General features: G+C 69.2%; 23 protein-coding genes. 12 read left to right on the top strand and 11 right to left on the bottom strand.

The annotated features are described in order from the left end of the window. Nucleotides 1-263: 263 nt before the first annotated feature. On the top strand, nucleotides 264-1,328 hold the full coding sequence (wecB, locus tag TAE01_RS07455; RefSeq protein ID WP_147064999.1) for a non-hydrolyzing UDP-N-acetylglucosamine 2-epimerase: 1,065 nt from the start codon (nucleotides 264-266) through the stop codon (nucleotides 1,326-1,328). Here the strand turns inward: wecB and TAE01_RS07450 are convergent. From TAE01_RS07450 to rfbB, 6 genes are all read right to left on the bottom strand, one after another. Further along, nucleotides 1,309-2,328 carry a Gfo/Idh/MocA family protein gene (locus TAE01_RS07450; protein ID WP_147064997.1) on the bottom strand — a complete coding sequence of 340 codons (1,020 nt, stop codon included), beginning with the start codon at nucleotides 2,326-2,328 and terminating at the stop codon, nucleotides 1,309-1,311. The genes wecB and TAE01_RS07450 overlap by 20 nt on opposite strands. After that, nucleotides 2,328-3,413, bottom strand: coding sequence for a DegT/DnrJ/EryC1/StrS family aminotransferase (locus TAE01_RS07445; RefSeq protein ID WP_147064995.1), 1,086 nt, complete (start codon nucleotides 3,411-3,413; stop codon nucleotides 2,328-2,330). The genes TAE01_RS07450 and TAE01_RS07445 overlap by 1 nt, the downstream gene beginning before the upstream one ends. A 29-nt stretch (nucleotides 3,414-3,442) precedes the next feature. Next, on the bottom strand, nucleotides 3,443-4,732 hold the full coding sequence (locus TAE01_RS07440; RefSeq protein ID WP_147064993.1) for a nucleotide sugar dehydrogenase: 1,290 nt from the start codon (nucleotides 4,730-4,732) through the stop codon (nucleotides 3,443-3,445). A gap of 30 nt (nucleotides 4,733-4,762) precedes the next feature. Further along, on the bottom strand, nucleotides 4,763-5,353 hold the full coding sequence (locus tag TAE01_RS07435) for an acyltransferase (RefSeq protein ID WP_147064991.1): 591 nt from the start codon (nucleotides 5,351-5,353) through the stop codon (nucleotides 4,763-4,765). A 66-nt stretch (nucleotides 5,354-5,419) separates the two neighbouring features. Next, nucleotides 5,420-6,271: a dTDP-4-dehydrorhamnose reductase gene (gene rfbD / locus TAE01_RS07430; RefSeq protein WP_281289271.1), complete on the bottom strand. Its 852-nt coding sequence runs from the start codon at nucleotides 6,269-6,271 to the stop codon at nucleotides 5,420-5,422. After that, the gene (gene rfbB / locus TAE01_RS07425) at nucleotides 6,268-7,281 is read right to left on the bottom strand and encodes a dTDP-glucose 4,6-dehydratase (protein ID WP_147064989.1); all 1,014 of its coding nucleotides are present in this window, start codon (nucleotides 7,279-7,281) and stop codon (nucleotides 6,268-6,270) included. Before rfbB ends, rfbD begins: the two co-directional genes overlap by 4 nt. 73 nt (nucleotides 7,282-7,354) lie before the next feature. Between rfbB and TAE01_RS07420 the strand changes: the two genes are divergently transcribed. Then, the gene (locus TAE01_RS07420; RefSeq protein WP_147064987.1) at nucleotides 7,355-8,698 is read left to right on the top strand and encodes a UDP-glucose dehydrogenase family protein; all 1,344 of its coding nucleotides are present in this window, start codon (nucleotides 7,355-7,357) and stop codon (nucleotides 8,696-8,698) included. 143 nt (nucleotides 8,699-8,841) lie between these two features. Further along, complete coding sequence (locus TAE01_RS07415) at nucleotides 8,842-9,447, top strand: arsenate reductase/protein-tyrosine-phosphatase family protein (RefSeq protein WP_147064985.1); 606 nt, start codon at nucleotides 8,842-8,844, stop codon at nucleotides 9,445-9,447. Between the two features lie 100 nt (nucleotides 9,448-9,547). Here the strand turns inward: TAE01_RS07415 and TAE01_RS07410 are convergent, their stop codons facing one another. Further along, entirely contained in the window at nucleotides 9,548-11,131 is a 1,584-nt protein-coding gene (locus TAE01_RS07410) for a tyrosine-protein kinase domain-containing protein (protein ID WP_147064983.1), read from the bottom strand. Between the two features lie 141 nt (nucleotides 11,132-11,272). Here TAE01_RS07410 and TAE01_RS20490 point away from each other — a divergent pair, with 141 nt between their 5' ends. The 4 genes from TAE01_RS20490 (at nucleotide 11,273) to TAE01_RS20485 (ending at nucleotide 14,364) form a co-directional block, all read left to right on the top strand. After that, nucleotides 11,273-12,220 (top strand): beta propeller repeat protein, encoded by a 948-nt coding sequence (locus TAE01_RS20490; RefSeq protein ID WP_186815091.1) that lies wholly within the window; start codon nucleotides 11,273-11,275, stop codon nucleotides 12,218-12,220. A 61-nt stretch (nucleotides 12,221-12,281) separates the two neighbouring features. Beyond that, complete coding sequence (rfbA, locus tag TAE01_RS07400; protein WP_147064981.1) at nucleotides 12,282-13,160, top strand: glucose-1-phosphate thymidylyltransferase RfbA; 879 nt, start codon at nucleotides 12,282-12,284, stop codon at nucleotides 13,158-13,160. Then, on the top strand, nucleotides 13,160-13,768 hold the full coding sequence (locus TAE01_RS07395; RefSeq protein ID WP_186815090.1) for a dTDP-4-dehydrorhamnose 3,5-epimerase family protein: 609 nt from the start codon (nucleotides 13,160-13,162) through the stop codon (nucleotides 13,766-13,768). Before rfbA ends, TAE01_RS07395 begins: the two co-directional genes overlap by 1 nt. Continuing rightward, nucleotides 13,765-14,364, top strand: coding sequence for an arsenate reductase/protein-tyrosine-phosphatase family protein (locus TAE01_RS20485; protein ID WP_186815089.1), 600 nt, complete (start codon nucleotides 13,765-13,767; stop codon nucleotides 14,362-14,364). The genes TAE01_RS07395 and TAE01_RS20485 overlap by 4 nt, the downstream gene beginning before the upstream one ends. Here the strand turns inward: TAE01_RS20485 and TAE01_RS07385 are convergent. Then, nucleotides 14,361-15,488 (bottom strand): LCP family protein, encoded by a 1,128-nt coding sequence (locus TAE01_RS07385; RefSeq protein WP_147064979.1) that lies wholly within the window; start codon nucleotides 15,486-15,488, stop codon nucleotides 14,361-14,363. The genes TAE01_RS20485 and TAE01_RS07385 overlap by 4 nt on opposite strands. Nucleotides 15,489-15,541: 53 nt before the next feature. Between TAE01_RS07385 and TAE01_RS07380 the strand changes: the two genes are divergently transcribed. The 5 genes from TAE01_RS07380 to TAE01_RS07360 all read left to right on the top strand — a co-directional run bounded on the left by TAE01_RS07380 (nucleotide 15,542) and on the right by TAE01_RS07360 (nucleotide 19,821). Continuing rightward, nucleotides 15,542-16,129, top strand: a complete 588-nt coding sequence (locus tag TAE01_RS07380; protein ID WP_147064977.1) for a hypothetical protein — start codon at nucleotides 15,542-15,544, stop codon at nucleotides 16,127-16,129. A gap of 42 nt (nucleotides 16,130-16,171) precedes the next feature. Next, on the top strand, nucleotides 16,172-16,969 hold the full coding sequence (locus tag TAE01_RS07375) for an exodeoxyribonuclease III (protein ID WP_147064975.1): 798 nt from the start codon (nucleotides 16,172-16,174) through the stop codon (nucleotides 16,967-16,969). A gap of 118 nt (nucleotides 16,970-17,087) precedes the next feature. Beyond that, entirely contained in the window at nucleotides 17,088-18,125 is a 1,038-nt protein-coding gene (gene trpS, locus TAE01_RS07370; protein ID WP_246111204.1) for a tryptophan--tRNA ligase, read from the top strand. Nucleotides 18,126-18,175: 50 nt separating this feature from the next. Then, a complete protein-coding gene (locus TAE01_RS07365) occupies nucleotides 18,176-18,736 on the top strand; it encodes a 2'-5' RNA ligase family protein (protein WP_147064971.1) in 561 nt (186 codons plus the stop codon). Nucleotides 18,737-18,738: 2 nt separating this feature from the next. Then, nucleotides 18,739-19,821, top strand: coding sequence for a YihY/virulence factor BrkB family protein (locus TAE01_RS07360; protein ID WP_186815088.1), 1,083 nt, complete (start codon nucleotides 18,739-18,741; stop codon nucleotides 19,819-19,821). On the opposite strand, the gene TAE01_RS07355 is transcribed toward TAE01_RS07360, so the two are convergent. The 3 genes from TAE01_RS07355 to TAE01_RS07345 form a co-directional block, all read right to left on the bottom strand. Next, nucleotides 19,818-21,329, bottom strand: coding sequence for a D-alanyl-D-alanine carboxypeptidase family protein (locus TAE01_RS07355; protein ID WP_147064968.1), 1,512 nt, complete (start codon nucleotides 21,327-21,329; stop codon nucleotides 19,818-19,820). The two genes, TAE01_RS07360 and TAE01_RS07355, sit on opposite strands and share 4 nt — an antisense overlap. A 79-nt stretch (nucleotides 21,330-21,408) precedes the next feature. Continuing rightward, nucleotides 21,409-22,152 carry a succinate dehydrogenase/fumarate reductase iron-sulfur subunit gene (locus TAE01_RS07350; RefSeq protein WP_147064966.1) on the bottom strand — a complete coding sequence of 248 codons (744 nt, stop codon included), beginning with the start codon at nucleotides 22,150-22,152 and terminating at the stop codon, nucleotides 21,409-21,411. A 73-nt stretch (nucleotides 22,153-22,225) separates the two neighbouring features. Continuing rightward, nucleotides 22,226-24,256, bottom strand: coding sequence for a fumarate reductase/succinate dehydrogenase flavoprotein subunit (locus tag TAE01_RS07345; protein WP_246111202.1), 2,031 nt, complete (start codon nucleotides 24,254-24,256; stop codon nucleotides 22,226-22,228). Nucleotides 24,257-24,258: the final 2 nt, after the last annotated feature.

The following is a 24,258-nucleotide window of genomic DNA, read 5'->3' as shown; positions in this document are numbered from 1 at the left end:
TGGTCGGTGTGGACCCTCTGCGGTTCCCTTTGACGAGTTGGATTATAGCGTCTCAGGCATCCAACGGTCGTCCGCCACGTCACGGAGGATCGTTGCGGCTCACGGCGTGAACAGGGGTCAGTCGGCCACCACACTCTGCTGATGACCCTCGTGCGCGGTGGCCTTTGGTGGGATGGAGTTGCTTCGATGCCTCCCCACGGTGCCGGTAAGCAGGCTTGTGTACCCTCGTTCCGTTGGGTTCCGGCGTGCACTAGACTCGTGTGGTGAAAGTATTGAGCGTAGTCGGTGCGAGGCCCCAGTTTGTCAAACTGGCTCCAGTTTCACGGGTGCTGGCGGCCAGGGGGCACGATCATATTATTGTTCATACGGGCCAGCATTATGACGAGCGTATGTCGGATGTGTTTTTTCGCGACTTGGATATAGCGCCACCGGATGCGAATCTCGGCGTGGGTTCGGGTACGCATGGTTGGCAAACGGGAGCAATGCTTGCAGCGATCGAGCCGGTTTTGGAGGCTCGTCGGCCTGATTGGGTCCTCGTCTATGGAGACACCAACTCGACCCTTGCTGCAGCTTTGGCATCAGTTAAGATCGAACTACCTTTGGCGCACTTGGAGGCGGGCTTAAGATCCTTCAATCGCCGTATGCCTGAGGAGCATAATCGCGTCCTGACTGATCATGCTGCCGACTTGTGCTTGGCTCCGACGCAGGTAGCCTTAAATAATTTGGTTGCAGAGGGCCTGGGCGACCGGTCCGTCGTAACTGGTGATGTCATGACAGACGTCTGTTTGTCGTTCGCCGAGAAGGAACCGGTCCTGAGCGAGGAGCTGAAGCGAGCGCATGGGGAGTATATTGTTTCAACAATCCATCGCGCCGAAAATACGAACGATCCTTCGCGACTGTCTGAGATTCTCGGAAGTCTCAGTAGGCTGCCGTTGCCCGTGATCCTTACGGCTCACCCCCGGTTGATCTCAAAAGCGAAAGATTTCGGCCTGGTTTTGGAGTCGGGGGCGGTCCACCTAATCCCTCCGCTTGAATACCCTCAGATGGTGGACGCCGTTGCTGGGGCCTCTGCGGTTCTTACGGATTCGGGGGGGTTGCAGAAGGAGGCTTTTCTGCTCGGAACGCCGTGCGTTACAATTCGGACAGAGACTGAGTGGACTGAGACCGTTGATCTGGGGTGGAACACCCTATGTCCTGACCCAGACGATATTGCAGTTGCTCTTAGTGGCCCGAAGCCACAGCCCACCTATGCCACCCCATACGGAGATGGTCATGCCGCGACTCGGGTTATTGAGGCTCTCGAGGAGTTTAGGCGTGCGACCAGTTGACTTCGTCGTTCCCTGACAGGTGAAGGAGTCTGCCCATAGTGGCGGACGCAAGGCAGGCATCCGCTACGCGAACGATGTCGACTCCATCTCGCATGGTTACGATGTCGGATTTCTTGTCATTCAGGGCGTCCCGATAGTTTTCGTGTTCAGTGCGTAAAGGTTCAGGTTTGCTGATGGCATATCGAGTCACGTCACCCTCTGAAACGCCACGGAACTGCGCTATTTCGTCTCGCAGCACCCTCACCGAGCCATTTGCATAGAACGTGAGGTCGGCGGTTAGTGTGTCGGCCACAAAGGTTCCCCGTTCCCCGGTGATAGTAGTCACCCGCTCCTTGAGTGGCGACAGCCAGTTCACGAGGTGATTCGTGACAGTTCCGTCGACAAGAAGGCCTGTTGCCGCAACAAGATCTTCGTGCTCGCGCCCGCTTCTAAACGTCGTTTGTGCTCCGATCCGGATATATTTTTGCTGCGTAACCCAAGCCGTCAAATCAATATCGTGGGTGGCAAGGTCCTTAACTACGCCGACGTCCGCAATGCGCGCTGGGAACGGGCCCTGACGCCTCGTCGTCACCTGGTAGACGCGTCCGAGCTCGCCCCCTTCGATGCGCGCACGGGCACTCTGGAGGGCAGGGTTGTAGCGCTCAATGTGGCCGACGGCGCCCACCAGGCCAGCGGCCTCGAAAGCGTCTGCGAGGAGCTGGGCGGAGGCGACGTCGGGCGCCAGAGGCTTCTCGATGAGGGCGTGGACGCCGGCCGCAGCGAGCGCCAGACCGACTTCCTGGTGATAGACGGTCGGCACGGCCACGACGCAGTAGTCGATGCCGGCTCGAACGAGGTCCTCGACGCCGTTGAGCACGGTCCGGCCGGCGGCCGCACCGTGAGGGTCGCCACCGGGGTCTGCGACCGCGACGAGATCAACCCCCTCGAGTGACGAGAGCACCCGAGCGTGGTGGCGTCCCATCATCCCGAGGCCGATGAGCCCTGCCCTGAGGTTCGCCATCAGACGCCCGCCTTCGCCAGTGCGTTGACGCCGGTCACGATCCGCTCCAGGTCCTCGGATGAGAGGGACGGGTGCACGGGCAGCGAGAGGCACTCGGCGGCAGCCTTCTCGGTCTCCGGGAGGTCCACGTCAACACTGAACGGCGCGAGGCGGTGGTTCGGCACCGGGTAGAACATGCCAGAGCCGACGTTGTGCTCATCGCGCAGAGCCTGCGACATGCCATCACGGTCGTCCTGGACACGCACCGTGTACTGGTGGAAGACGTGGACCGCTCCGTCTGCGACGGTGGGGGTGATGACTCCCTCGAGGTGCTCGGTGAGGAAGGCTGCGTTCCGGCGCCGTGCCTCGTTCCAGGCGTCGACCTTTGTCAGCTGGACGCGGCCGATCGCTGCGTGGATGTCGGTCATCCGGTTGTTCAGGCCGACGACCTCGTTGTGGTACTGCTTCTCCATGCCCTGGTTGCGGTAGAGGCGCATCAGACGCTCCACATCAGGGTTGGCAGCTGAGACCATCCCACCCTCGCCGGAGGTCATGTTCTTGGTGGGGTACAGCGAGAACATCGCGAAGGAGCCGAAGGCCCCGACGGGCGTGCCGTGCAACGAAGCGCCGTGGGCCTGTGCCGCGTCCTCGAAGACCTGGATGCCGTGGCGCTGAGCGATGTCCACGATCCGGTCCATCTTGGCCGGATGTCCGTAGAGGTGGACCGGCATGACGCCTACGGTGCGGTCGGTGATCGCAGCCTCGACCGCCTCGGGCGAGAGGCAGAAGTCGTCGGCATCGATGTCGGCGAAGACCGGGGTTGCCCCGGTGAGCGCGACCGAGTTCGCGGTCGCCGCGAAGGTGAATGACGGGACGATGACCTCGTCGCCGGGGCCGACGCCGCACGACAGCAGCCCCAGGTGCTGACCCGAGGTGCCCGAGTTCACGGCGACGCAGGAGCGGCCCAGCCCGAAGTGCTCGGCGAACTCCTGCTCGAAGGCGGCCACCTCAGGGCCCTGGGCGATCATGCCCGAGCGCATCACGCGATCGACGGCTGCACGCTCCTCGTCACCGATGAGCGGCTTGGCCGGCGGAATGAAGTCCATGTTGTGTTCCCTGTCGTGTGATTGCTGAGTCAGGCCCGGCCGATGGTGAGCACATCGGCGTCGGGAAATGCTGCGGAGTCGAGGATGTTGCGGCCGTCGACGATGACCCGGGCGCCCGGCAGGGCGTCGGCCGTCAGCGTGCGGTACTCAAAGTGGTCCGTGTGCAGGACGGCGGCGTCGACCGCCGACCCCAGCTCGTGAGGCACGAAGCCCAGCGCGGCGAGCTCCTCGTCGCTGTACATCGGGTCATGCACCGTGACGGTCGCTCCCTCGTCGAGGAGGGCTTGAACGGTCCCGAAGACACCGGAGAAGGCGGTCTCCTTCACGCCACCGCGATAGCTCGCGCCGAGCACGGCGACGCGGGCACCGGTCAGGTCACCGAAGGATCCCCGCGCGAGGCCGACGGCGTACGCCGGCATCGCCGCGTTGGCCTCCCGGGCGGCGCGCACGACAGTCGCGTCGTTGTCGTTCCAGAGGTAGAGGCGTGGATAGACCGGGATGCAGTGCCCGCCCACAGCGATGCCAGGACGGTGGATGTGGCTGTAGGGCTGCGAGTTGGAGGCCTCGATCACCTGGTAGACGTCGATGCCGGCCTTCTGCGCATAGACCGCGAACTGGTTGGCCAGTCCGATGTTGACGTCGCGGTAGGTGGTCTCGGCGAGCTTGGCCATCTCGGCGGCCTCAGCCGAACCGAGGTCCCAGACGCCGTTGCCGCGCTCGAGGTCGGGTCGGTCGTCGAAGTCCAGGACGGCCTCGTAGAAGGCGACGGCCGCCTTGGCGCCGGCGGGGGAGAGGCCGCCGACCAGCTTCGGGTACTTGCGGAGATCAGCGAAGACGCGTCCGGTCAGGACGCGCTCGGGGGAGAAGACCAGGTGGAAGTCGACGCCCTCAGTGAGACCGGATCCCTCCTCGAGCATCGGCTTCCATCGACTGCGCGTGGTGCCGACCGGGAGGGTGGTCTCGAAAGCGACGAGGGTGCCTGGGCGAAGGCCCTTCGCGATGTCACGCGTGGCGGAGTCCATCCAGCCGAAGTCCGGGACGCCGTCCCCGTCGACGAAGAGCGGCACGACCACGACGACGGCTTCACTCTGGCTGACCGCCTGGGTCGTGTCCGTGGTCGCGACGAGTCGACCCTCGGACACCACCTGTGCCAGCTTCTCGGCCAGGTGGTCCTCACCGGGGAAGGGCTCGGTGCCGGCGTTGACGAGCTGGACGGTGGATGGGTTCACGTCGGCGCCCTGCACCTCGTGACCCATGGCCGCGAACTGGACCGCGAGCGGCAGTCCGATCTTGCCGAGTCCGACGGTGGTGATCTTCACGTGTGGTGTCCTCTGGATCTCAGGTTCGGGTCAGTTGCTGTTGAGGGTGAGCCGGTCGTCGCGCTCGACGTAGGTCTCACCGGTCTGGGGGCATCGCCACACGCCCTCTGCCTGCAGCTCGAGCGGGACTCCGGCCCGTCCGACCCAGCGGATGCGCCGTGCAGGGACGCCGGCGACGAGGGCGAAGTCAGGCACGTCCTTGGTGACGACGGCGCCGGCTGCGACCATGGCCCACTGGCCGATGGTCACGGGGGCCACGCACACGGCGCGAGCACCGACGGATGCGCCACGGCGGACGGTGACGCCCACGGCCTCCCAGTCGTCGCCGGACTTCAGATCTCCGTCGGGATCGACTGCGCGGGGGAAGTGGTCGTTGGTGAAGACCACGGCCGGACCGATGAACACGCCGTCACCGATCACGGCGGGCTCGTAGACCAGGGCGTAGTTCTGCACCTTGCAGTTGTCACCCATCGTGACGCCGGCGCCGACGTAGGCGCCCCGACCGATGATGCAGTTGGCGCCCAACGACGCCTGCTCACGCACCTGCGCGAGGTGCCAGATCTTCGAACCCTGACCGATTCTTGCGTCGGCAGCGACCTCAGCGCTGTCGTGGACAAACATCCAGAAACCTCATCTTTTCGGAGAGTGGCACCGCGAGTCTACGGGCACACCGTCACGAACCAGACATTAGGCGCTGAAGGCCGCAATCCCTTCGGACCAGTCGCGGATCGTGGCGACCTCCGCCTGCTCCAGACTGTGGTGCGAGAGCACGCTCCACGCCGGGCGCGGGGCCGGCCGGGGGAACGCCTCGGTCGTCGTCGGGAGGACGCGCTCGGGGTCGAGGCCGTTGAGCCCGAAGATGGCTCGGGCGAAGCCGAACCACGTCGTCTGCCCGCTCGACGTGCCGTGGTGGATGCCGTATGCCGTGTCGCTCGCGACGAGACGCACCAGCAGGTCGGCCAGGTCGACGGTCCAGGTCGGCTGACCGATCTGGTCGTCGACGACGGAGAGCGTCTCGCGCTCTCCGGCGAGGCGCAGCATCGTGGACACGAAGTTGGGGCCGCCGGCGCCGTAGAGCCATGCCGTGCGCACGACCCAGGACTCCGGGCACAGGGCGCGGACGGCCCACTCGCCGGCCGCCTTGGTGCGGCCGTACGCCGAGCGGGGCGCGACGGGGTGGTCGACGGCATACGGCTCGGTGGCGGTGCCGTCGAAGACGTAGTCGGTCGAGACGTGCACCATCCGGGCGCCGGCGCGGGAGCAGGCCCGAGCGAGGTTGGCGGCGCCGACCGCGTTGACGGCGAAGGCTGCGGCCTCGTCGGTCTCAGCGTCGTCGACGGCCGTGTAGGCGGCGGTGTTGAGGACGAGGTCGTGACCGTCGACCGCAGCGATGCACTGGGCGGGGTCGGTCACGTCGAGGTCGAGGCGTCCCAGGGCCGTCACGACCCAGCCGGCGTCACGCAGGGCTGGCACGAGGTCGTGGGCGAGCATGCCGCCCGCCCCGGTGACGAGGGCGCGACCGGGGGAGGAGGTGCTCACCGGCCGAGTCGGGCGTAGGTGCGCTCGGACTCGACCTTGGCGGCCTCCCACCAGGCCCGGTTGGCGGTGTACCACTCCACCGTCGCCTCGAGGCCGGCGCGGACGTCGCCGTAGCGGGGGCGCCAGTCGGTCTCGGCGCGCAGCTTGGAGGAGTCGATGGCGTAGCGCAGGTCGTGGCCGGGTCGGTCGTCGACGTGGTCGAACCAGTCGGCGGGCTTGCCCATGATCTCGAGCAGCATGCGCACGATCTCGAGGTTGTTGCGCTCGCCGTCGGCGCCGATGAGGTAGGTCTCGCCGAGGCGGCCCTGCTCGACAATCGCGATGACGGCGTCGTTGTGGTCATCGACGTGGATCCAGTCGCGCACGTTGAGGCCCGAGCCGTAGAGCTTGGGCTTGATGCCGTCGAGGATGTTGGTGACCTGGCGCGGGATGAACTTCTCGACGTGCTGGCGGGGGCCGTAGTTGTTCGAGCAGTTCGAGACCGTGGCGTCGATGCCGAACGAGCGGATCCAGGCCCGCACGAGCAGGTCGGCGCCCGCCTTGGTGGCCGAGTACGGCGACGACGGGTTGACCGGCGTGCGCTCGGTGAACCGCTCCGGGTCATCGAGCTCGAGGTCGCCGTAGACCTCGTCGGTCGAGATGTGGTGCAGGCGCTTGCCGTGCTTGCGGATCGCCTCGAGGAGCGTGAACGTGCCGACGACGTTGCTCTCGACGAACGGCCACGGGCTGTCGAGGCTGTTGTCGTTGTGCGACTCGGCGGCGAAGTGCACGACGACGTCGTGGTCGGCGACGAGGCCGTCGACGAGCGACGCGTCGGCGACCGAGCCTTCGACGAGACGGACCGAGCCGTCGCCGCCCAGCTCGGACAGGACGGGCGCCAGCGAGTGTCGGTTGGCGGCATACGTCATCGAGTCGATGACCGTCAGCGTCCAGTCGGGGCGCGTCTCCCGCGCACGGAGGACGAAGTTCGACCCGATGAAGCCGGCGCCGCCGGTGACCAGTACTCGCATGGCCCCGAGGATAACGAACCGGGCCGCCGTCGCAGGCCACTGACCGTTCGCCTGCGGTCGCTATGCTCCCCGCGTGAAGATCTCGGTCATCGGATGCGGATACCTCGGAGCGGTGCACGCCGCGTGCATGGCCGACTTCGGCCACGACGTCGTCGGCCTGGACGTCGACCCGGTCAAGGTCGACAAGCTCGCCGCGGGCATCCCGTCCTTCCACGAGCCAGGCCTCGAGCCCCTGCTGCGCCAGGGAGTCGACAGCGGGTCGCTGCGCTTCACGACCGACAAGACCGCCCTGGCCGGCGCCCGTGTCCACTTCATCGCCGTCGGCACGCCCCAGCGGGGCGGCAGCTACGCGGCCGACATGTCCTACGTCTGGTCGGCCGTCGACGACATCATCGCGAACGCGACCCCGCACCCGGACGGCCCGATCGTCGTCGTCGGCAAGTCGACGGTGCCCGTCGGCACGGCCGGCGCCATCGCCGAGCGCCTCGCCGAGGCCGGCGTGGACGCCGTCGTCGTGTGGAACCCGGAGTTCCTCCGGGAGGGGTATGCCGTCCAGGACACCCAGCGCCCCGACCGCGTCGTCTACGGGCTGCCCGACGACCGCGAGCAGGGTGAGGTCGGGCGGACCGTCGTCGACGAGGTCTATGCCCCGATCATCGAGGCCGGGATCCCGCGTCTGCTCGTCAACTACCCGACCGCCGAGCTCGTCAAGGTGGCCGCGAACTCGTTCCTCGCCACGAAGATCTCGTTCATCAACTCGATGGCCGAGCTTTGCGACGCGTCCGGCGCCGACGTCTCGCGCCTGGCCGAGGCCATCGGTCACGACGACCGCATCGGCTCGAAGTTCCTCCAGGCCGGCATCGGCTTCGGGGGAGGGTGCCTGCCCAAGGACATCCGCGCCTTCATGGCCCGCGCCGGGGAGCTCGGGGTCGACCAGTCCCTGACGTTCCTCCGTGAGGTCGACTCGATCAACATGCGCCGGCGCGACCACGCCGTCGAGCTCGCCGCCCAGATGGCGGGCGGGCGCCTGGTCGGGGTCAAGGTGGCCGTGCTCGGACTGACCTTCAAGCCGGACAGCGACGACGTGCGCGACTCGCCCGCCCTCGACATCGCCGGTCGGCTCTGGGGCCGCGGCGCCAACGTGGTGGCCACCGACCCTGCCGGCGCCGACGCCGTGCGCGGCCTGCGGCCCGACCTGCACATCGTCGACTCCGCCGAAGAGGCCCTCGCAGGCGCAGACCTCGTCATGCTGCTCACGGCGTGGAAGGACTACGTGAAGCTCGACCCGACCGCCGCGAGGTCGCTCGTCGCGACGCCGCGGATCATCGACGGCCGCAACGTGCTCGACCCGCGTGCGTGGGCCGACGCCGGCTGGGACTACCGCGGCATGGGACGCCGATCCGGCGCCGTCTGGTAGGCGCCCTGGAGCCTGCAGCTCCGGGCGAACTGCATATTCCCTGAGACAAAGCCGCCAACTTTACCAATCCTGTACATACGCCCCAGGGGCCACACGTAGGATCAGGGTTCACCTGTTCACGCCGAGAGAACTTGGGGGTTCCAATGCTCGGCGACACCCCTCCCGACCGCGGCATCCTGTTCGTCTGCACCGGCAACATCTGCCGGTCGCCCTACGCGGAGCGGCGGATGCGGCAGCTCCTGCCCGACCCTGGGATACCGATAGGCAGCGCCGGAACGGGGGCCCTGGTCGGCTCCGACATCGAGGCCGACACGTGCCAGAGGTTGCGTCGTCTCGGAGCCGACGTCACCGGCTTCGCCGCACGAGCGGTGACGCCGCGCCTGGTCGACGAGGCGGAGATGGTGCTCACCCTGACGCGCGCCCAGCGCGGCGACGTCGCGCGCCTGCACCCCGCGGCCATGCGTCGTATCTTCGCCCTCGGTGACTTCGCCGACCTCTGTCGCGCATCCCAGACGTGGCGGCCCATCGTGCCCTCGCGGCCATGGCTGCCCCAGGTCGTCGCCGAGGCCGCCGCCACACGAGGCACCATCGCCCCTGGCGACCCGGACGAGGTCGACGTCGTCGACCCCTACCGTGGCTCGGAGCGCACCCACGACGAGGCCTACGACCGCATCGAGGACTTCCTCTCCGTCATCGTGGCCGCGCTGGGCTCCGTCGCCGGCTCCTCACGCGCCGACCGGATCGGCTGAGCGACCTCGAGGAGAAGCACCAGGCCCCCTCACGATCTCGTGAGTGGGCCTGGTGCGTGCACGGGTGGTCGAACTCCGAGCCGACAGCTTGAGCGTCGGATCAGCGGAAGATCGAGTCTCCTGCGGGGAAGTCGGCGCGCTGGGCCGGATCGCCCGCGTAGTGCGCTGTGGCATGACCGTTGGACTGCTGCTCCGGCGTCTCCGGGCCCACTGCGCCCGGCCTGCTCCCGGGAGCGGACATCCGCGGGTTGACCGGGCCCATGTCGTCCTCGTTCGCGATGGGGCGCCGCTGCGGGGGCATCGACCGGCCCTTGGCACGCTGCCGCTCGCTCTCGGGGCGGTAGTCGTACTCGTAGGTGCCGTAGCCGGCCCCGCCCTCCTTGGCCTTGACGCGGTTGAGGATGAGACCGAGCACCGACCCGTTGACCGCGTCGAGGGAGTCGATGGCGCGGCGCACGTGCTCGCGCTGGACCACTCCGGCCCCGACGACGACGAGAGCGCCGTCGACGATGGTGCTGAGCACCGCGGCGTCGGTGACCGGCAGCAACGGCGGAGCGTCGATGAGGACGTAGTCGAAACGCTCCGTCAGGTCCTCGATCAGCTGCTCCATATTGGCCGAGCCGAGCAGCTCGCTCGGGTTGGGCGGGATCGGCCCGGCGCCGAGCAGGCGCAGGCCGGTGCGACCGAAGGGCTGGAGCACGTCGTCGACCTCGACGCGGCCCACGAGCACGTCCGTCAGGCCGACCGAGCCCTCGAAGCCGAGGTAGTCGAGCAGTCGCGGCCGGCGCAGGTCGCCCTCGATGACGACGACCTTGAGGCCCGTCTCGGCGAGGCTGATCGCCAGGTTGGCCGTCGTCGTCGACTTGCCCTCGCCCGGCAGGGAGGAGGTGACGACGATCGACTTCGGTGGGTTGGAGACGTCGATGAACTGCAGGTTGGTGCGCAGCGAGCGGAAGGCCTCGGCGCGCTGCGACCGCGGGTCGACCTGCACGATGAGCGGGTGGACCGAGGCGTCCGTGTCGTAGGCGATGCCGCCGAGGATGGTGCGATCGGTGACCGTCTCGAGGTCGCGCTGGGACTTGACCGACTTGTCGAGCACGTCGCGCAGCAGGGCCATGCCGAAGCCGAGGAGCAGGCCGAGCACGAGGCCGAGCGCGAGGTTGCGCGTGGGCTTGGGGCTGACGGGTGCCGGCTCGAAGGTGGCAGGCCGCGTCACCGAAAGTTGAACGGGGGACGTCTTGCCGGATCGCGTCTCGATCTTGGCGACGTAAGGAGGAAAGACCTCCCCAATGGCTTTGGCGATCTGTTGCGCGCGCTGCGGGCTCGAGTCCGTGACTGTCACGTCGATCAGACCGGTGTCGAGAGGGATGGATGACGTGACTCGACCGGCCAGCTGGTCGGTGGTGCTGCTCAGTCGGACTGAATCGATGACGGGCTGCAGCACGGTCGGGTCCGTGAGGATCTGGGCATAGGTCTTGACGCGAGCTTGGGTGAACGTGTTGCCCTGTGCCAGGGAAGACGTCGTGTCGTCGCTCGTCGTCTGCACGAAGAACCGCGTCGACGATGAGTACGTGCGGGGCGAGAGGGCCGTGTAGGCGGCGGCCAGTCCGAGGGTCACGAGCGTCACCGCTGCGATGATCATCCATCGCTTCCGGATGACGTTCAGGTAGTCCTGCAGTTCCACTGTCTTCGTCTCTTCTCGCCGGCCGCGCCCTGGTCACGTGGCTCTGTGGTCGGACAATTCCGACACAACACTCTTGCGCATCCTAGTGCCGAGCGTCCGGGATGCGCTGTTTCGGTCCGGCGGGTCCGTAGAGTGACGATCGTGATTCGGTGGATGTCGGACAAGTCGTTGGGTCGATTGGCGCTCGTGGGGCTGCTGGCCCTGCTCGTCGTGGACGCCCTCCTGGTAGCCCTCGCCTTCCGTCCCGGGTCCGCCGAGGCCTCCGCCCCGGCCTCGACCCCGGTCCCTGCCGCCACCTCGACCGCCAAGCCGTCCGCGACGGCGGCCCCCACGGACACCGCGACGCAGGCCCGTCCCCTCACCGAGGCGATCGCCGCCGTCGACGGCCAGCGCGCCTGGCGCGCCCTGCTCGGCACGTGCGCCCAGGGCGGCTCCGCCCTCACCGTCACCGACGACGGCGGCAAGACGTGGACCAAGCGGTCGGCAGGCGCTGCGGCGCTCGGCCGCGTCCAGCCCGTGGCCGCCACCCGCGGCTTCGTCATCGGCGCCCCCAAGAGCTGCTCGGCGGGGGAGTACGCCACCGACGACGACGGCCGGACCTGGCGTGGGCCGCGCACCATCGACGGCGGGTGGTCGCGCGTGCCCGGCGGTGACCAGCCCGCCCTCGTCATCACCCCGAAGCGCCCCGACGCCCGACCGTGCGGCGCGACCCCCGTCATCGACCTCGCCCGCGTCAGCGCGACGCGGGCCGTCGCGGCCTGCGCCGACGGACGCCTCGTGCGCTCCGCCGACGGCGGCTCGAGCTGGACCGCCCTGGCTGACGTCCAGGGCACCGTGGCGGTCGCGGCCCGCGACGAGCAGGGCAGCTCGACCGTCTACGTCGCCCGGGTCGTCGAGGGCTGCGCCGGCGTCGAGGTCGCCAAGGTGGCCGACAGCGGGGCGAGTCGGGTCGCCTGCGTCACGACCCTGCTCGAGGGCGCCGAGGGCCGGGTGTCGCTCAGCGTCGTCGCCGACGCCGGGTGGCTCGCGGTCGCCGACGCGACGTGGCGGTCCGGGAGCGACCTCAAGAGCTGGAGCGAGACCGCGTGAGCCGTCCCGTCAGCGGCCCGCATGACGCCCGCCCCGTGAAGTCCCCCTAGGCTGGGCGACCATGAAGGGAATCATCCTCGCCGGCGGCTCGGGCACGCGCCTCCACCCCATCACGCGCGGCATCAGCAAGCAGCTCATGCCCGTCTACGACAAGCCGATGGTCTACTACCCCTTGTCGACGCTGATGATGGCGGGCATCCGTGAGGTCCTCGTGATCACGACGCCGGCCGACTCCGAGCAGTTCCAGCGCCTCCTCGCCGACGGCTCGCAGTGGGGCATGTCGATCACGTATGCCGTCCAGCCGAGTCCCGACGGGCTCGCCCAGGCCTTCGTGCTGGGTGCCGACTTCATCGGCGACGACGAGGTGGCCCTCGTCCTCGGCGACAACATCTTCTTCGGCCCCGGTCTCGGCACGCGCCTGCGCGACAACACGCACGTGCGTGGTGGCCACGTCTTCGCCTACCGCGTCGCCGACCCCACGGCATACGGCGTCGTCGAGTTCGACCAGGACGGCACCGTCCTGTCGATCGAGGAGAAGCCGAAGCAGCCCAAGTCCAGCTACGCCGTGCCCGGGCTCTACTTCTACGACAACGACGTCGTCGAGATCGCCCGCAACCTCACCCCGAGCGAGCGCGGCGAGCTCGAGATCACCGCCGTCAACGACGAGTACCTCCGCCGCGGCACCCTGACCGTGACCCCGCTGCCGCGTGGCACCGCGTGGTTCGACACCGGCACCTTCACCGGTCTCATGGAGGCCAGCCAGTACGTCCACGTCGTCGAGGCCCGGCAGGGCCAGAAGATCGGCTGCGTCGAGGAGGTCGCCTGGCGCAACGGCTGGATCGACGACGACGGCCTGCGCGTGCACGCCGACGCCCAGGCCAAGAGCGGCTACGGCCTCTACCTGCACGCCCTGCTCGCCGAGGCCCGGGAGGGGATCTGATGGACATCCGTCCGCTCTCGATCGAGGGTGCCTGGGTGGTGACGCCGCGGATCTTCCCCGACGACCGGGGTGTCTTCCTCGAGTCCTTCCGGGGTGACCGTCTGGCCGAGGTCGTGGGCCACCGTCTCGACGTGGTCCAGACCAACGTGTCGGTGTCGTCGCGGGGCACGTTGCGCGGCGTCCACTTCGCCGACGTGCCGGTGGGGCAGGCCAAGTACGTCACCGCCATCAGCGGCTCGCTGCTCGACTTCGTCGTCGACATCCGCGTCGGCTCGCCGACCTTCGGCCAGTGGGAGTCGGTGCTGCTCGACTCCCGCGAGCGCCAGGCCGTCTACCTCTCGGAGGGGCTGGGGCACGCCTTCTGCGCCCTCGAGGACGACACCGCCGCCCACTACCTCTGCTCCGCCGCCTACAACCCGACGGCCGAGCACGGCATCAACCCGCTCGATCCCGAGCTGGCCCTGACCCTGCCGGACGGGATCGAGCCGCTGCTCTCGCCGAAGGACACCGAGGCCCCGTCGCTGGCCGACGCCGCCGCCAGCGGTCTCCTGCCGACCTACGAGGCCTGCCAGGCCTACCGGCGATCCCTGTCGGGGGAGCGCCCTTGAGGCCGATCGGGAACCTCCTCGTCATCTGCACCGGCAACGTCTGCCGGTCGCCCTACCTCGAGCGACGTCTCCGCCAGCTCCTTTCCGGCCAGGACGTCGTCGTCGAGAGCGCCGGCACGCGGGCCCTCGTCGGCGCCGACATCGAGCCCGGCTCGGTGGCCCTCCTCGACGCCGTGGGAGCCGACACGACCGGTTTCGCCTCCCGCCAGCTCGTGCCCGCGATGCTCGACCGCGCCGACCTCGTCATCACCGCGACGCAGAAGCACCGCGCCGACGCCGTGGCCCTGCACCCGAGGGCGCTGCGCAAGACCTTCACCCTCGGGGAGCTCGCGGACCTCGTCCACGACGCCGACCTCGCCGGTTCGCCGGAGGCGGCCCAGGCAGGTCCCGACACGCCGTGGGCCTCGGTCGTCGTCGACGTCGCCCGCGGCCGCCGCGGGCTGCACCCGGCACGAGCGGCTGCTGAATCGGACATATCCGACCCATATGGGCGCAGCTCCGAGGCCTACCACCTCATGTCGACCGAGATCGAGTCGCAGCTGCCGTCCGTCGTCGGAGCCCTGACGACGGGCTCCGACCCGCACCCCGGACCCTAGCTGTAGGAGTCCAGCGAGTCCGTGCGGATGGCCTGGCCGAGGTCGGCCATCTTGGCATCGTCGACGATGTCGATGGAGGCGCCGTCCGGACTCGTGCCGAAACCGGTGAACGGCGCCGTGATGAAGCGGATGTCCTTGCTGCGCAGCCCGCGCATCGCCAGCGCCTCCGAGCGCATCGTGCCGACATCGAGCTTCTGGTCGACGGTGAGGTTGGACGTCGCCGCGTCGACGAACTGACTGAGGCGGACCGGGTTGAGCAGGACGTCCTTGTTGAGGGTCTTGAGCATGAGCGCCTTGATGAAGGCGAGCTGCCGCAGACCGCGGGAGATGTCGCCCTGGCTCAGCTGGTGACGCTCGCGGACGAAGGCAAGGCCCATGTCGCCCGTCATGTGCATCGTGCCGACCTTGAAGTCGTAGCCGTTGCTCTTGCTCGGCTCCTCCACCCTGACGTCGACGCCTCCGACGGCGTCGGTCATCGCCTTGAAGCCCTCGAAACCGAGCACGGCCACGTGGTCGACGCGGATGCCGAGCATGTTCTGCATCGTGGTGACGAGCAGTGGCGCCCCGCCGAACGCGTACGCCGCGTTCAGCTTGTTCTTGCCCCTGCCCGGGATCGAGACGTAGAGGTCTCGCGGGAAATGGACCAGTGTGACCCGGGAGTGGTCCTCGGGCACGTGGACGAGCACCATGACGTCGGAGCGGGCGCCCACGCGGTCGGGCCCGGCGTCGTTGCCGATGATGAGGTAGTTCGTGCCGGTTCCGGTCGGCTGGGCGACGGCGGCACCGTTCTTGTCAGTCGGCCCGTTGTTGGTGTCGGGGAGCAGGAGCTCCTGTTTGACGTTGTCGGAGACGAGATGATTGAGATAGGCGAGGTACCCGCCCACGGCCAGCACGGGCACGAGCAGGAGGACGAGCGCGGCCACGAGCACCGTGCGGTTGCGCTTCTTCTCCCGGCGGCGCCCCGAAGGGTCCTGCCGTCCGAGGTCTCCCTCGGTGCGACCGGCGCCGAGTCCGAGGCCGTCGAGCTCGTCACGGGTGGGCGATACGTGGTCACGGTACGTCGGCGCCTCGGCACCGGCGTCGTCGTCGAAGAGGTCGGTCGCGCGTCGCCCGGAGTTGTCCACGGCGCCAGTGTAGATGTCCGGATCGTCGCTTTCGGGCGCCTACACTGTCGGCCATGCCGCAGGAAGGGGTGCGCCGTCGCATCGGGGATGCACCCCTCGCCGTGGCCGCCACCATCGGTTTCCTCGCGTACGTGTGGGCGCTGACCCGGTCCGCCGAGCCGATCGTGACCGTCCTCGACTTCGCGTCGGACGGGCAGCCCCAGCTCTACGCGGCACTGCTCGCCGGGCTCATCGGGCTTCCCGGCCTGCTCTTCGTGCTCCCTCGTGCCCTGGCACCGGCGCCCGCCACGATCCGGGCGCAGGCGCGCAGCCGCCGGCAGCTCGCCGAACGCCGCCGCACCCACCTCCGGACCGATCTGCTCGGCGTGGCGATGCTGCTGCTCGCTCAGGTGCCTCTACCCGCGCCGTGGAGTCCGGCAGGCAAGGCCGCGACCATCGCCAACGTCACGAAGAGCCCGGAGATCATCGACCTGAATGCCCTGCTCGCCGGCTGGTCGGTCCCCGTCTTCGTCCTCGGCATCGGTGCCGCGACCCTGGCCAAGGTCTACGCCCACGCGGCGGGTCTGAGGGTGATCGCCATCACCCTCGCCGTCGGCGCGCCGGTCCTGGCCTGGTTCGTCGTCGTCCGTGCCATCGCCTGACCTGTCCGTCCGGCGCCTGTTCCGTCACGCCAGAATCACACCATGCGCATCGTGACCGTCAACGTCAACGGCATCCGGGCGGCGGCCCGACGTGGGATGGCCAACTGGCTGGTCGAGGCCCGGCCCGACGTGATCTGCCTCCAGGAGGTGCGCGCCGAAGAGGCCCAGCTCGCCAAGGTGCTCGCCGAAGCCGGATACGGGCACTGGTCGGTGGCGCACACGGAGGGGGCGTCCAAGGGCAGGGCCGGGGTGGCCGTGGCGACCCGGGACCCACAGCTCGCCCGCCGAGTCGGCCTGGACGGATCCTTCTCGGAGGCCGGCAGATGGGTCGAGGCCGACATCGTCACTGCACGCGGCGTCCTCACGGTCGTGTCGGCATACGTCCCCACGGGCGAGGCCGACACTCCGCGGCAGGACGAGAAGCACTCCTTCCTCGAGGCCATGACCACCCGGATGTCACGGGCGACCCGTGACGGCCGGCTCATGGTGGTCACCGGGGACCTCAACGTCGCCCACCGCGAGGCCGATCTCAAGAACTGGAAGGGCAACCTGACCAAGGCCGGCTTCCTGCCGTCGGAGCGTGCCCACCTCGACGGATGGCTCGCCGGCGGCACGTGGGTCGACGTGCACCGGATGCTCGCCGGTGAGGGGCCCGGGCCCTACACGTGGTGGTCCTGGCGCGGCAAGGCGTTCGACAACGACGCCGGGTGGCGCATCGACTATCAGCTCGCCACGGCCCCCCTGGCGGCCCACGCCCTCGCGGCCCACGTCGGTCGTGCCGCGACGTACGCCGAGCGGTGGAGCGACCACGCGCCGGTCGTCGTCGACTACGACCTCTGACCCGGGCGCGCCATCCGAGCTGCCGCTCCGGCCGGCCGGCCCCGAGCGGCCGCTCCGGCGGGTCGGCGGGAACTCGCCCGGTTGGGGCACGAAGCAGGTGATGGGCCAGAATGCACGCATGCCCACGACGCCCGAGACCCCCACGACCCCGACGCGCACGCCCCGAAGCCTCTCGGGCATGCAGCCGACGAGCGACTCGCTGCACCTCGGCAACTACATCGGGGCCCTCGTGGAGTGGGTGCGCCTGCAGGAGACGCACGACGCGTTCTACTTCGTCGCCGACCTGCACGCCCTCACCGTGGCGACCGACCCCGAGCTGCTGCGACGCCGAACGCGCCTGACCGCCGCGCAGTTCATCGCCGGCGGCGTCGACCCCGAACGGTCGGTCCTCTTCGTCCAGAGCCACATCTCCCAGCACACCGAGCTCAGCTGGGTCCTCAGCTGCCTCACCGCCTTCGGAGAGGCGAACCGCATGACGCAGTTCAAGGACAAGTCGGCCAAGGGGACCAACACCAACGTCGGTCTCTTCACCTACCCGGTGCTCCAGGCCGCCGACATCCTCGTCTACGACGCCGACGTCGTGCCGGTCGGTGAGGACCAGCGCCAGCACCTCGAGCTCTCGCGCGACCTCGCCGGCCGCTTCAACCAGCGCTTCGGAGACACGCTCGTCGTGCCCTCGCCCCACATCATGAAGGCCACGGCGAAGATCCAGGACCTCCAGGAGCCCACGGCGAAGATGAGCAAGTCCGCGGCCACCGACACCGGCCTCGTGAGCCTGCTCGACGAGCCGTCGCGCATCGCCAAGAAGATCCGTTCGGCCGTGACCGACACCGAGCGCGAGATCCGCTTCGACGAGGACTCGAAGCCGGGCATCTCAAACCTCCTCTCGATCCACGCCGCGCTGAGCGGTACCACGGTCGGCGACCTCGAGCGTCAGTACGCCGGCCGGGGCTACGGCGACCTGAAGAAGGATGTCGCCGACGTCGTCGTCGAGCGCGTGACGCCGTTCCGGGACCGCACTCTCGAGCTCATGTCCGACGAGGCCGAGCTCGACCGCGTCCTGGCCGACGGAGCCGACCGCGCCCGCGAGGTGGCCGAGGCCACCATTCGCCGGGTCTACGACAAGGTCGGTCTGCTGCGACGTCCGGGCCGCTGAGCACCGACCCGGAGGTGGGCGCCCCAGCTGCGGCCGCCCCCAGGGACTCGATGAAGCACCGGATTCGATACGGTCGGGGCGTGAGTGTTGCGCGCCCGACGACGATCGGCGTCTCGATCCCGATCCCGGCCCCACACGGTGCCTACCTCCAGCGCCGTCGTGCCGACTTCGGCGACCCCCAGGCATGGCAGATCCCGGCCCACATCACCTTGCTGCCGCCGACCGAGGTCGACGCGGAGGCGTATGCCGCCTTCCTCAGCCACTGCGGGGAGGTCGCCGACAAACACTCCGCCTTCGACGTCGTCCTGCGAGGGACGGGCACCTTCCGCCCGCTCTCGGACGTCGTCTTCATCCAGGTGGCTCGCGGGGTCTCGAACTGCGAATCCCTCGAGCGGGCGCTCCGCTCCGGTCCGGTGCAGCGCGACCTCGACTTCTACTACCACCCGCACGTGACGGTGGCGCACAACGTCCCGTCCGAGTCTCTCGACCGCGCGTTCGGTGAGCTTGCCGACTACTCGGTGGCCTTCGCGGTCGACGCCTACCACGTCTACGAGCTGGGCGACGACGGTGTCTGGCGTCCCGAGCGCGAGTTCCACCTCGGCGGCGGCTGACGGTGTCCGTCATCCAGACCGTTCTGGATCGGCTCAGGTCGACGCGTGGGTACCGCGCCTGGACGCGCTACGGCGAGGCCAACGGCGACCTGCTCGCCGCCGGTGTCGGGTACTTCGCGTTCTTCTCGATCTTCCCGGCCCTCGCCCTCGCGTTCGCGGTCTTCGGCTTCGTGCTCCGTGGGCGCCCCGACCTCGTCGAGACCATCGCCGAGTCGCTCAACGCCACCCTCCCCGGCATGGTCAAGACGGCCAGCCACCCGGAGGGCATCATCAGCGTCCGGGCGCCGGCCAGTCTGACCCTCACGATCACCGGCATCGTCTCCTTCGTCACTCTCCTGCTGGCAGGCCTCGGCTGGGTGGGTGCCCTCCGGACCGGCATCCGCGGCGTGTTCGGGCTCGAGGCGTCCACCGACAACATGGTGCGCACCAAGGCACGTGATGTCTTCGTCCTCCTGACGCTCGGGCTCGCGATCGCGGTCTCGGCGATCCTCACAAGCGCCATCGGCGGGCTCGCCGAGCGCGTCGCCGGCTGGATCGGCCTCGGGGGCAACGGCTTCCTCGTCGGCCTGCTCGGACTGCTCGCGGGCGTGGTCTTCGACACCCTCATCCTCGTCGTGCTCCTGAGGATGCTGTCCGGTGTCCCCCTTCCCCTGCAGGACGTGCGGCAGGGCGCCGTGCTCGGGGCCGTGATCCTCACCGTGCTCAAGCTCTTCGGTGGCTTCCTCGTGAGCCACGCGACCTCCAACCCGTTGCTCGGGGCGGTTGCCGTCGCGGTCGGCCTGCTCTTCTGGCTCAATCTCATGTCCAAGGTCATCCTGCTCTCGGCGGCATGGACGGCCAACGAGTCCAGCCTCGGCAGACCGGACGCCGACCTGGTGCGGTATGCCGCGGAGCCCGTTCGGACGGAGACCGGCACTCCGGCGCACGCGGGGAGTCAGGTAACCCACGTCGTTCCAGAGGCTTCGACCGGGGCCGGCCGGGACGCGTCTCGCGCCATGGACCGGGCGAGCCTGGCGGCGGGTGCGGTTCTCGGTGCGTTCGCCGTCTCGGCGGTCCGGGGCGTCGGGAAGGTCAGACGCCACTAGGCAGGACGGCGCATCCCCCGCCGCCCTGAGCCCCGGCTTGCGCGGCGTCGGCGCAGGGTGAGCACGAGGAGGACGACCGCGGTCGTCACGGCGACTCCCGCGGCGGCGGGCACGACGAGCGACATCGGCCGGTCCAGCGACGTCAGGTCGCTCGATGACGCAGCGATCGGGACGGGCGTGCCGGTGCCGGCCGACGACCCAGGGTCGTCGCCCGAGCCAGTGCCGGTCGAGCCGTCGGTCGGCAGCGCGGGCACCGTGGGGGCCGCAGACGGCGCCACGGCCTCGCCGGGGTCGACGAGCCGACCGACCGGGGTCACGCGGTCGGCGTTGGCGAAGCCCCAGTCGAGCAGGGCCGCGGTGGGCTTCCACGAGCCCGTGATGCTGCCCATCTGGCTGACGATGAGCGTGCGGCCGCCCCGGGTGGCCGCACCGATGAAGGTGTGCTGGGCACGGTCGGTGCGGCCGGGCTTGACGCCGATGGCGCCCGGGTAGTGCGCGAGCAGCTCGTTGATGTTGTAGATGTGGAAGGCGGGCCACACCTTGCCCCGCGCGTCCTTGCCACCGGGGAAGACGGCGTCGCGCTTGATGATCGTGGCGCGGAAGTCGGGCAGCCGCATGGCGTCGCGCCCGATGATGGCGAGGTCGTAGGCGCTCGAGCGCTGCGCCCCGTCGTCGAGTCCGCTGGGATCGACGGTGAGGGTGTCGTGCGCCCCGACCTCGTCGGCCTTCTCGTTCATCAGGGCGACCGTCGCGTCGTAGCCACCGGCGGCGTCGGCGAGCGCGTAGACCGCGTCGTTGGCCGAGAACATCAGCATGGCCTCGAAGAGGCTCGACACGGGGTAGCGGTTGCCGGCGAGGAGACCGACGCGCGATCCCGCCGCCTCCTGGGCGTCCGTGCCCGCCACGACGACCTGCTTCGGGTCGAGCCGGGGCATGAGGGTCAGGGCGGTCAGGGTCTTGAGCGTGCTCGCCGGTCGCAGCCACGCGTGGGGCGACTTGGCGGCGAGGATCTCCCCGCTGTCGAGGTCGGCGACGACGTAGGAGACGTCGTAGACCGCCGGGGGCGCCGGCACCGAGAGCGGCCGGTCGACGATGACCCCGGTCTCGGCGAGGCGTGCGCCACCGACGACCGTGTCGGGCTGCCAGGCGGCATGGGGGAACGGCGCCGGCGGTGCGTTGCGGCACACGAGGGAGGGCTTGGCGGTCCGGTGCGTGCTCGACCCCCGAGCGGGCTGACCGGCGGCCGGAGCAGGGGCGCCGGGCTCGTCGCTCGGGAAGACGCGTGGGGTCAGCGCCGCCCCGGCGGGGACGGCCTGTTGCGTCTGCCAGGGCGCGCAGGCCGGCGCCACCGCTGGTGCGGCCACCTCGGCGCGGGGGAGGGTGACAGCGCTCGCCGCCGGGACGGCATACGCCGTCGTGAGGACGATCCCCAGCGCGACGGCACCGAGCGACGCGCCTGCGGCCGGAGTCGTCCACGGGCGAGGTCGCAGGGGCGTAGGAGGCGTCATCGCGGGCAAAGACTAACCGCCCCGGAGGCCCGGGGCGGTCAGTCGGTGCTCGAACGCTCGGCGCGTCGCGGGGGGAGGGTCACTCCCCGCGCATCAGCGCGCCGCGCAGGTCCTTGTTGAGCTGGTTGATGACGTCGAGCGGGATCTCCTTGGGACAGGCCGAGGAGCAGGCGCCGACGTTGGTGCAGCCGCCGAAGCCCTCGTGGTCGTGCTGGCTCACCATGCTGACGACGCGGGCGTCGCGCTCCGGCTGACCCTGGGGGAGCTCGCCGAGGTGCGTGATCTTGGCGCCCATGAAGAGCATGCCCGACGCGTTGGGACAGGCCGCCACGCACGCGCCGCAACCGATGCAGGCCGCCGCCATGAAGGCGCGGTCGGCCTTGGGCTTGGGCACCGGCACCGAGTGCGCCTCGGGGGCCGAGCCCGTGTTGGCGCTGATGAAGCCGCCGGCCTGGATGATGCGGTCGAAGCTGCTGCGGTCGACGACGAGGTCCTTGATGACCGGGAACGCGTCGGCGCGCCACGGCTCGATGGTGATCTCGTCGCCGTCGGAGAAGCTGCGCATGTGCAGCTGGCACGTCGTCGTGACCTCGGGGCCGTGGGCCTTGCCCGAGATCATGAGGCCGCACATGCCGCAGATGCCCTCGCGACAGTCGGAGTCGAAGGCGATCGGCTCCTCGCCACGCGCGTTGAGCTGCTCGTTGAGGACGTCGAGCATCTCGAGGAAGCTCATGTCCTCGGAGATGTCGGAGACCGGGTAGGTCACCATCTCGCCCTTGGCCTGGGGGCCGGCCTGGCGCCAGATCTTGAGGGTCAGGTTCATCGGGGTCCTCGCAAAGTATCGGAGTGAGGTACGAACGTAGAACTTTGTGGGGTGGTCTTCATTCCGGTCCCACTCACTTGTAGCTCCGCTGCTTCATCTCGACGAATTCGTAGACCAGGTCTTCCTTGTGCAGGATCGGCGCGCCGTCCTGTCCGCCCCACTCCCACGCGGCGACGTAGGCGTACTCGTCGTCGTGACGCAGCGCCTCGCCGTCCTCGGTCTGGGACTCGGCGCGGAAGTGACCGCCGCAGGACTCGCGGCGGTGCAGCGCGTCGATGCACATGAGCTCACCGAGCTCGAGGAAGTCGGCGACGCGGCCGGCCTTCTCGAGGCTCTGGTTGAGCGTGTCGGCGCTGCCGAGCACCTTGACGTTGCGCCAGAACTCGTCGCGCAGGCCGCGGATGAGGTCGATGGCCTTGAGCAGCCCCTCCTCGGAGCGCTCCATGCCGCAGTACTCCCACATGATGTTGCCGAGCTCCTTGTGGAAGGAGTCGACCGAGCGGTCTCCGTTGATGGAGAGCAGCTTCTGGACGCGCGCGTCGACCGAGGCGCGGGCCTCGACGACGGCCTCGTTGGACTCCTCGAGCTTGGGGAAGGGCCCCTTGGCGAGGTAGTCGCGGATCGTGTTCGGCAGGACGAAGTAGCCGTCGGCCAGGCCCTGCATGAGGGCGGACGCACCGAGGCGGTTGGCCCCGTGGTCGGAGAAGTTCGCCTCGCCGGACACGAAGAGTCCAGGGATGCTCGACTGGAGGTCGTAGTCGACCCAGAGGCCGCCCATCGTGTAGTGCACCGCGGGGTAGATGCGCATCGGCACCTCGTAGGGGTTCTCACCCGTGATCCGCTGGTACATGTCGAGCAGGTTGCCGTACTTCTCCGCGACGGCCTCGGCGCTCATGCGCTTGAGGGCGTCGGTGAAGTCGAGGTAGACGCCGCGGCGGAAGTCGCCGACCTTGGGGCCGACGCCGCGACCCTCGTCGCAGACGTTCTTGGCCTGGCGGCTGGCGATGTCGCGCGGGACGAGGTTGCCGAACGAGGGGTAGATCCGCTCGAGGTAGTAGTCGCGGTCCTCCTCGGGGATCTCGCGCGGGTCCTTCTCGCAGTCCGCGGCGTTCTTCGGCACCCAGATGCGGCCGTCGTTGCGCAGCGACTCGGACATGAGCGTCAGCTTGCTCTGGTGCTCGCCGGCGACGGGGATGCACGTCGGGTGGATCTGCGTGTAGCAGGGGTTCGCGAAGTGCGCGCCCTTGCGGTGCGCGCGCCACGTGGCGGTGACGTTGCTGCCCATCGCGTTGGTCGACAGGAAGAAGACGTTGCCGTAGCCACCGCTGGCGAGCACGACGGCGTCGGCCAGGTGCGTCTCGATCTCTCCGGTGACGAGGTCACGGGCGATGATGCCGCGTGCCTTGCCGTCGGCGACGACGACCTCGAGCATCTCGTGGCGGCTGAACATCTCGACGGTGCCCGCCGCGACCTGGCGCTCGAGCGCCTGGTAGGCCCCGATGAGCAGCTGCTGGCCCGTCTGGCCGCGCGCGTAGAAGGTGCGCGAGACCTGCACGCCACCGAAGGAGCGGTTGTCGAGCAGGCCGCCGTACTCGCGGGCGAAGGGCACGCCCTGCGCGACGCACTGGTCGATGATGTTGGCGCTGACCTCGGCGAGGCGGTAGACGTTCGACTCGCGCGAGCGGTAGTCGCCGCCCTTGACGGTGTCGTAGAAGAGGCGGAACGTCGAGTCGCCGTCCTCCTTGTAGTTCTTCGCGGCGTTGATGCCACCCTGCGCGGCGATCGAGTGCGCGCGACGCGGGGAGTCCTGGTAGCAGAAGGACTTCACGTTGTAGCCGGCCTCGCCGAGCGTGGCCGCCGCGGCGCCACCGGCCAGGCCGGTGCCGACGATGATGACGGTGAGCTTGCGGCGGTTGGCCGGGTTGACGAGCGCGGCGTCGAACTTGCGCTTGTTCCAGCGGGCCTCGATGGGACCCTTCGGGGCCTTCGTGTCGGCGATCGGCTCGCCCTCGGTGTAGAGACCGTGGACGACGCCGGGCGCCGCCTCACGAGCGGGTGCGGGCGCCTCGGGCGCGACGGTGCTGGCCGTCTGGGTGTCGGTCATGG

Origin of the sequence: Terrabacter aerolatus, from assembly GCF_007991735.1 — a bacterium.
Lineage (GTDB): Bacteria > Actinomycetota > Actinomycetes > Actinomycetales > Dermatophilaceae > Terrabacter > Terrabacter aerolatus.
Note: the sequence above shows the minus strand (reverse complement) of the source record. Positions and strands in the feature narration are given on the sequence as shown.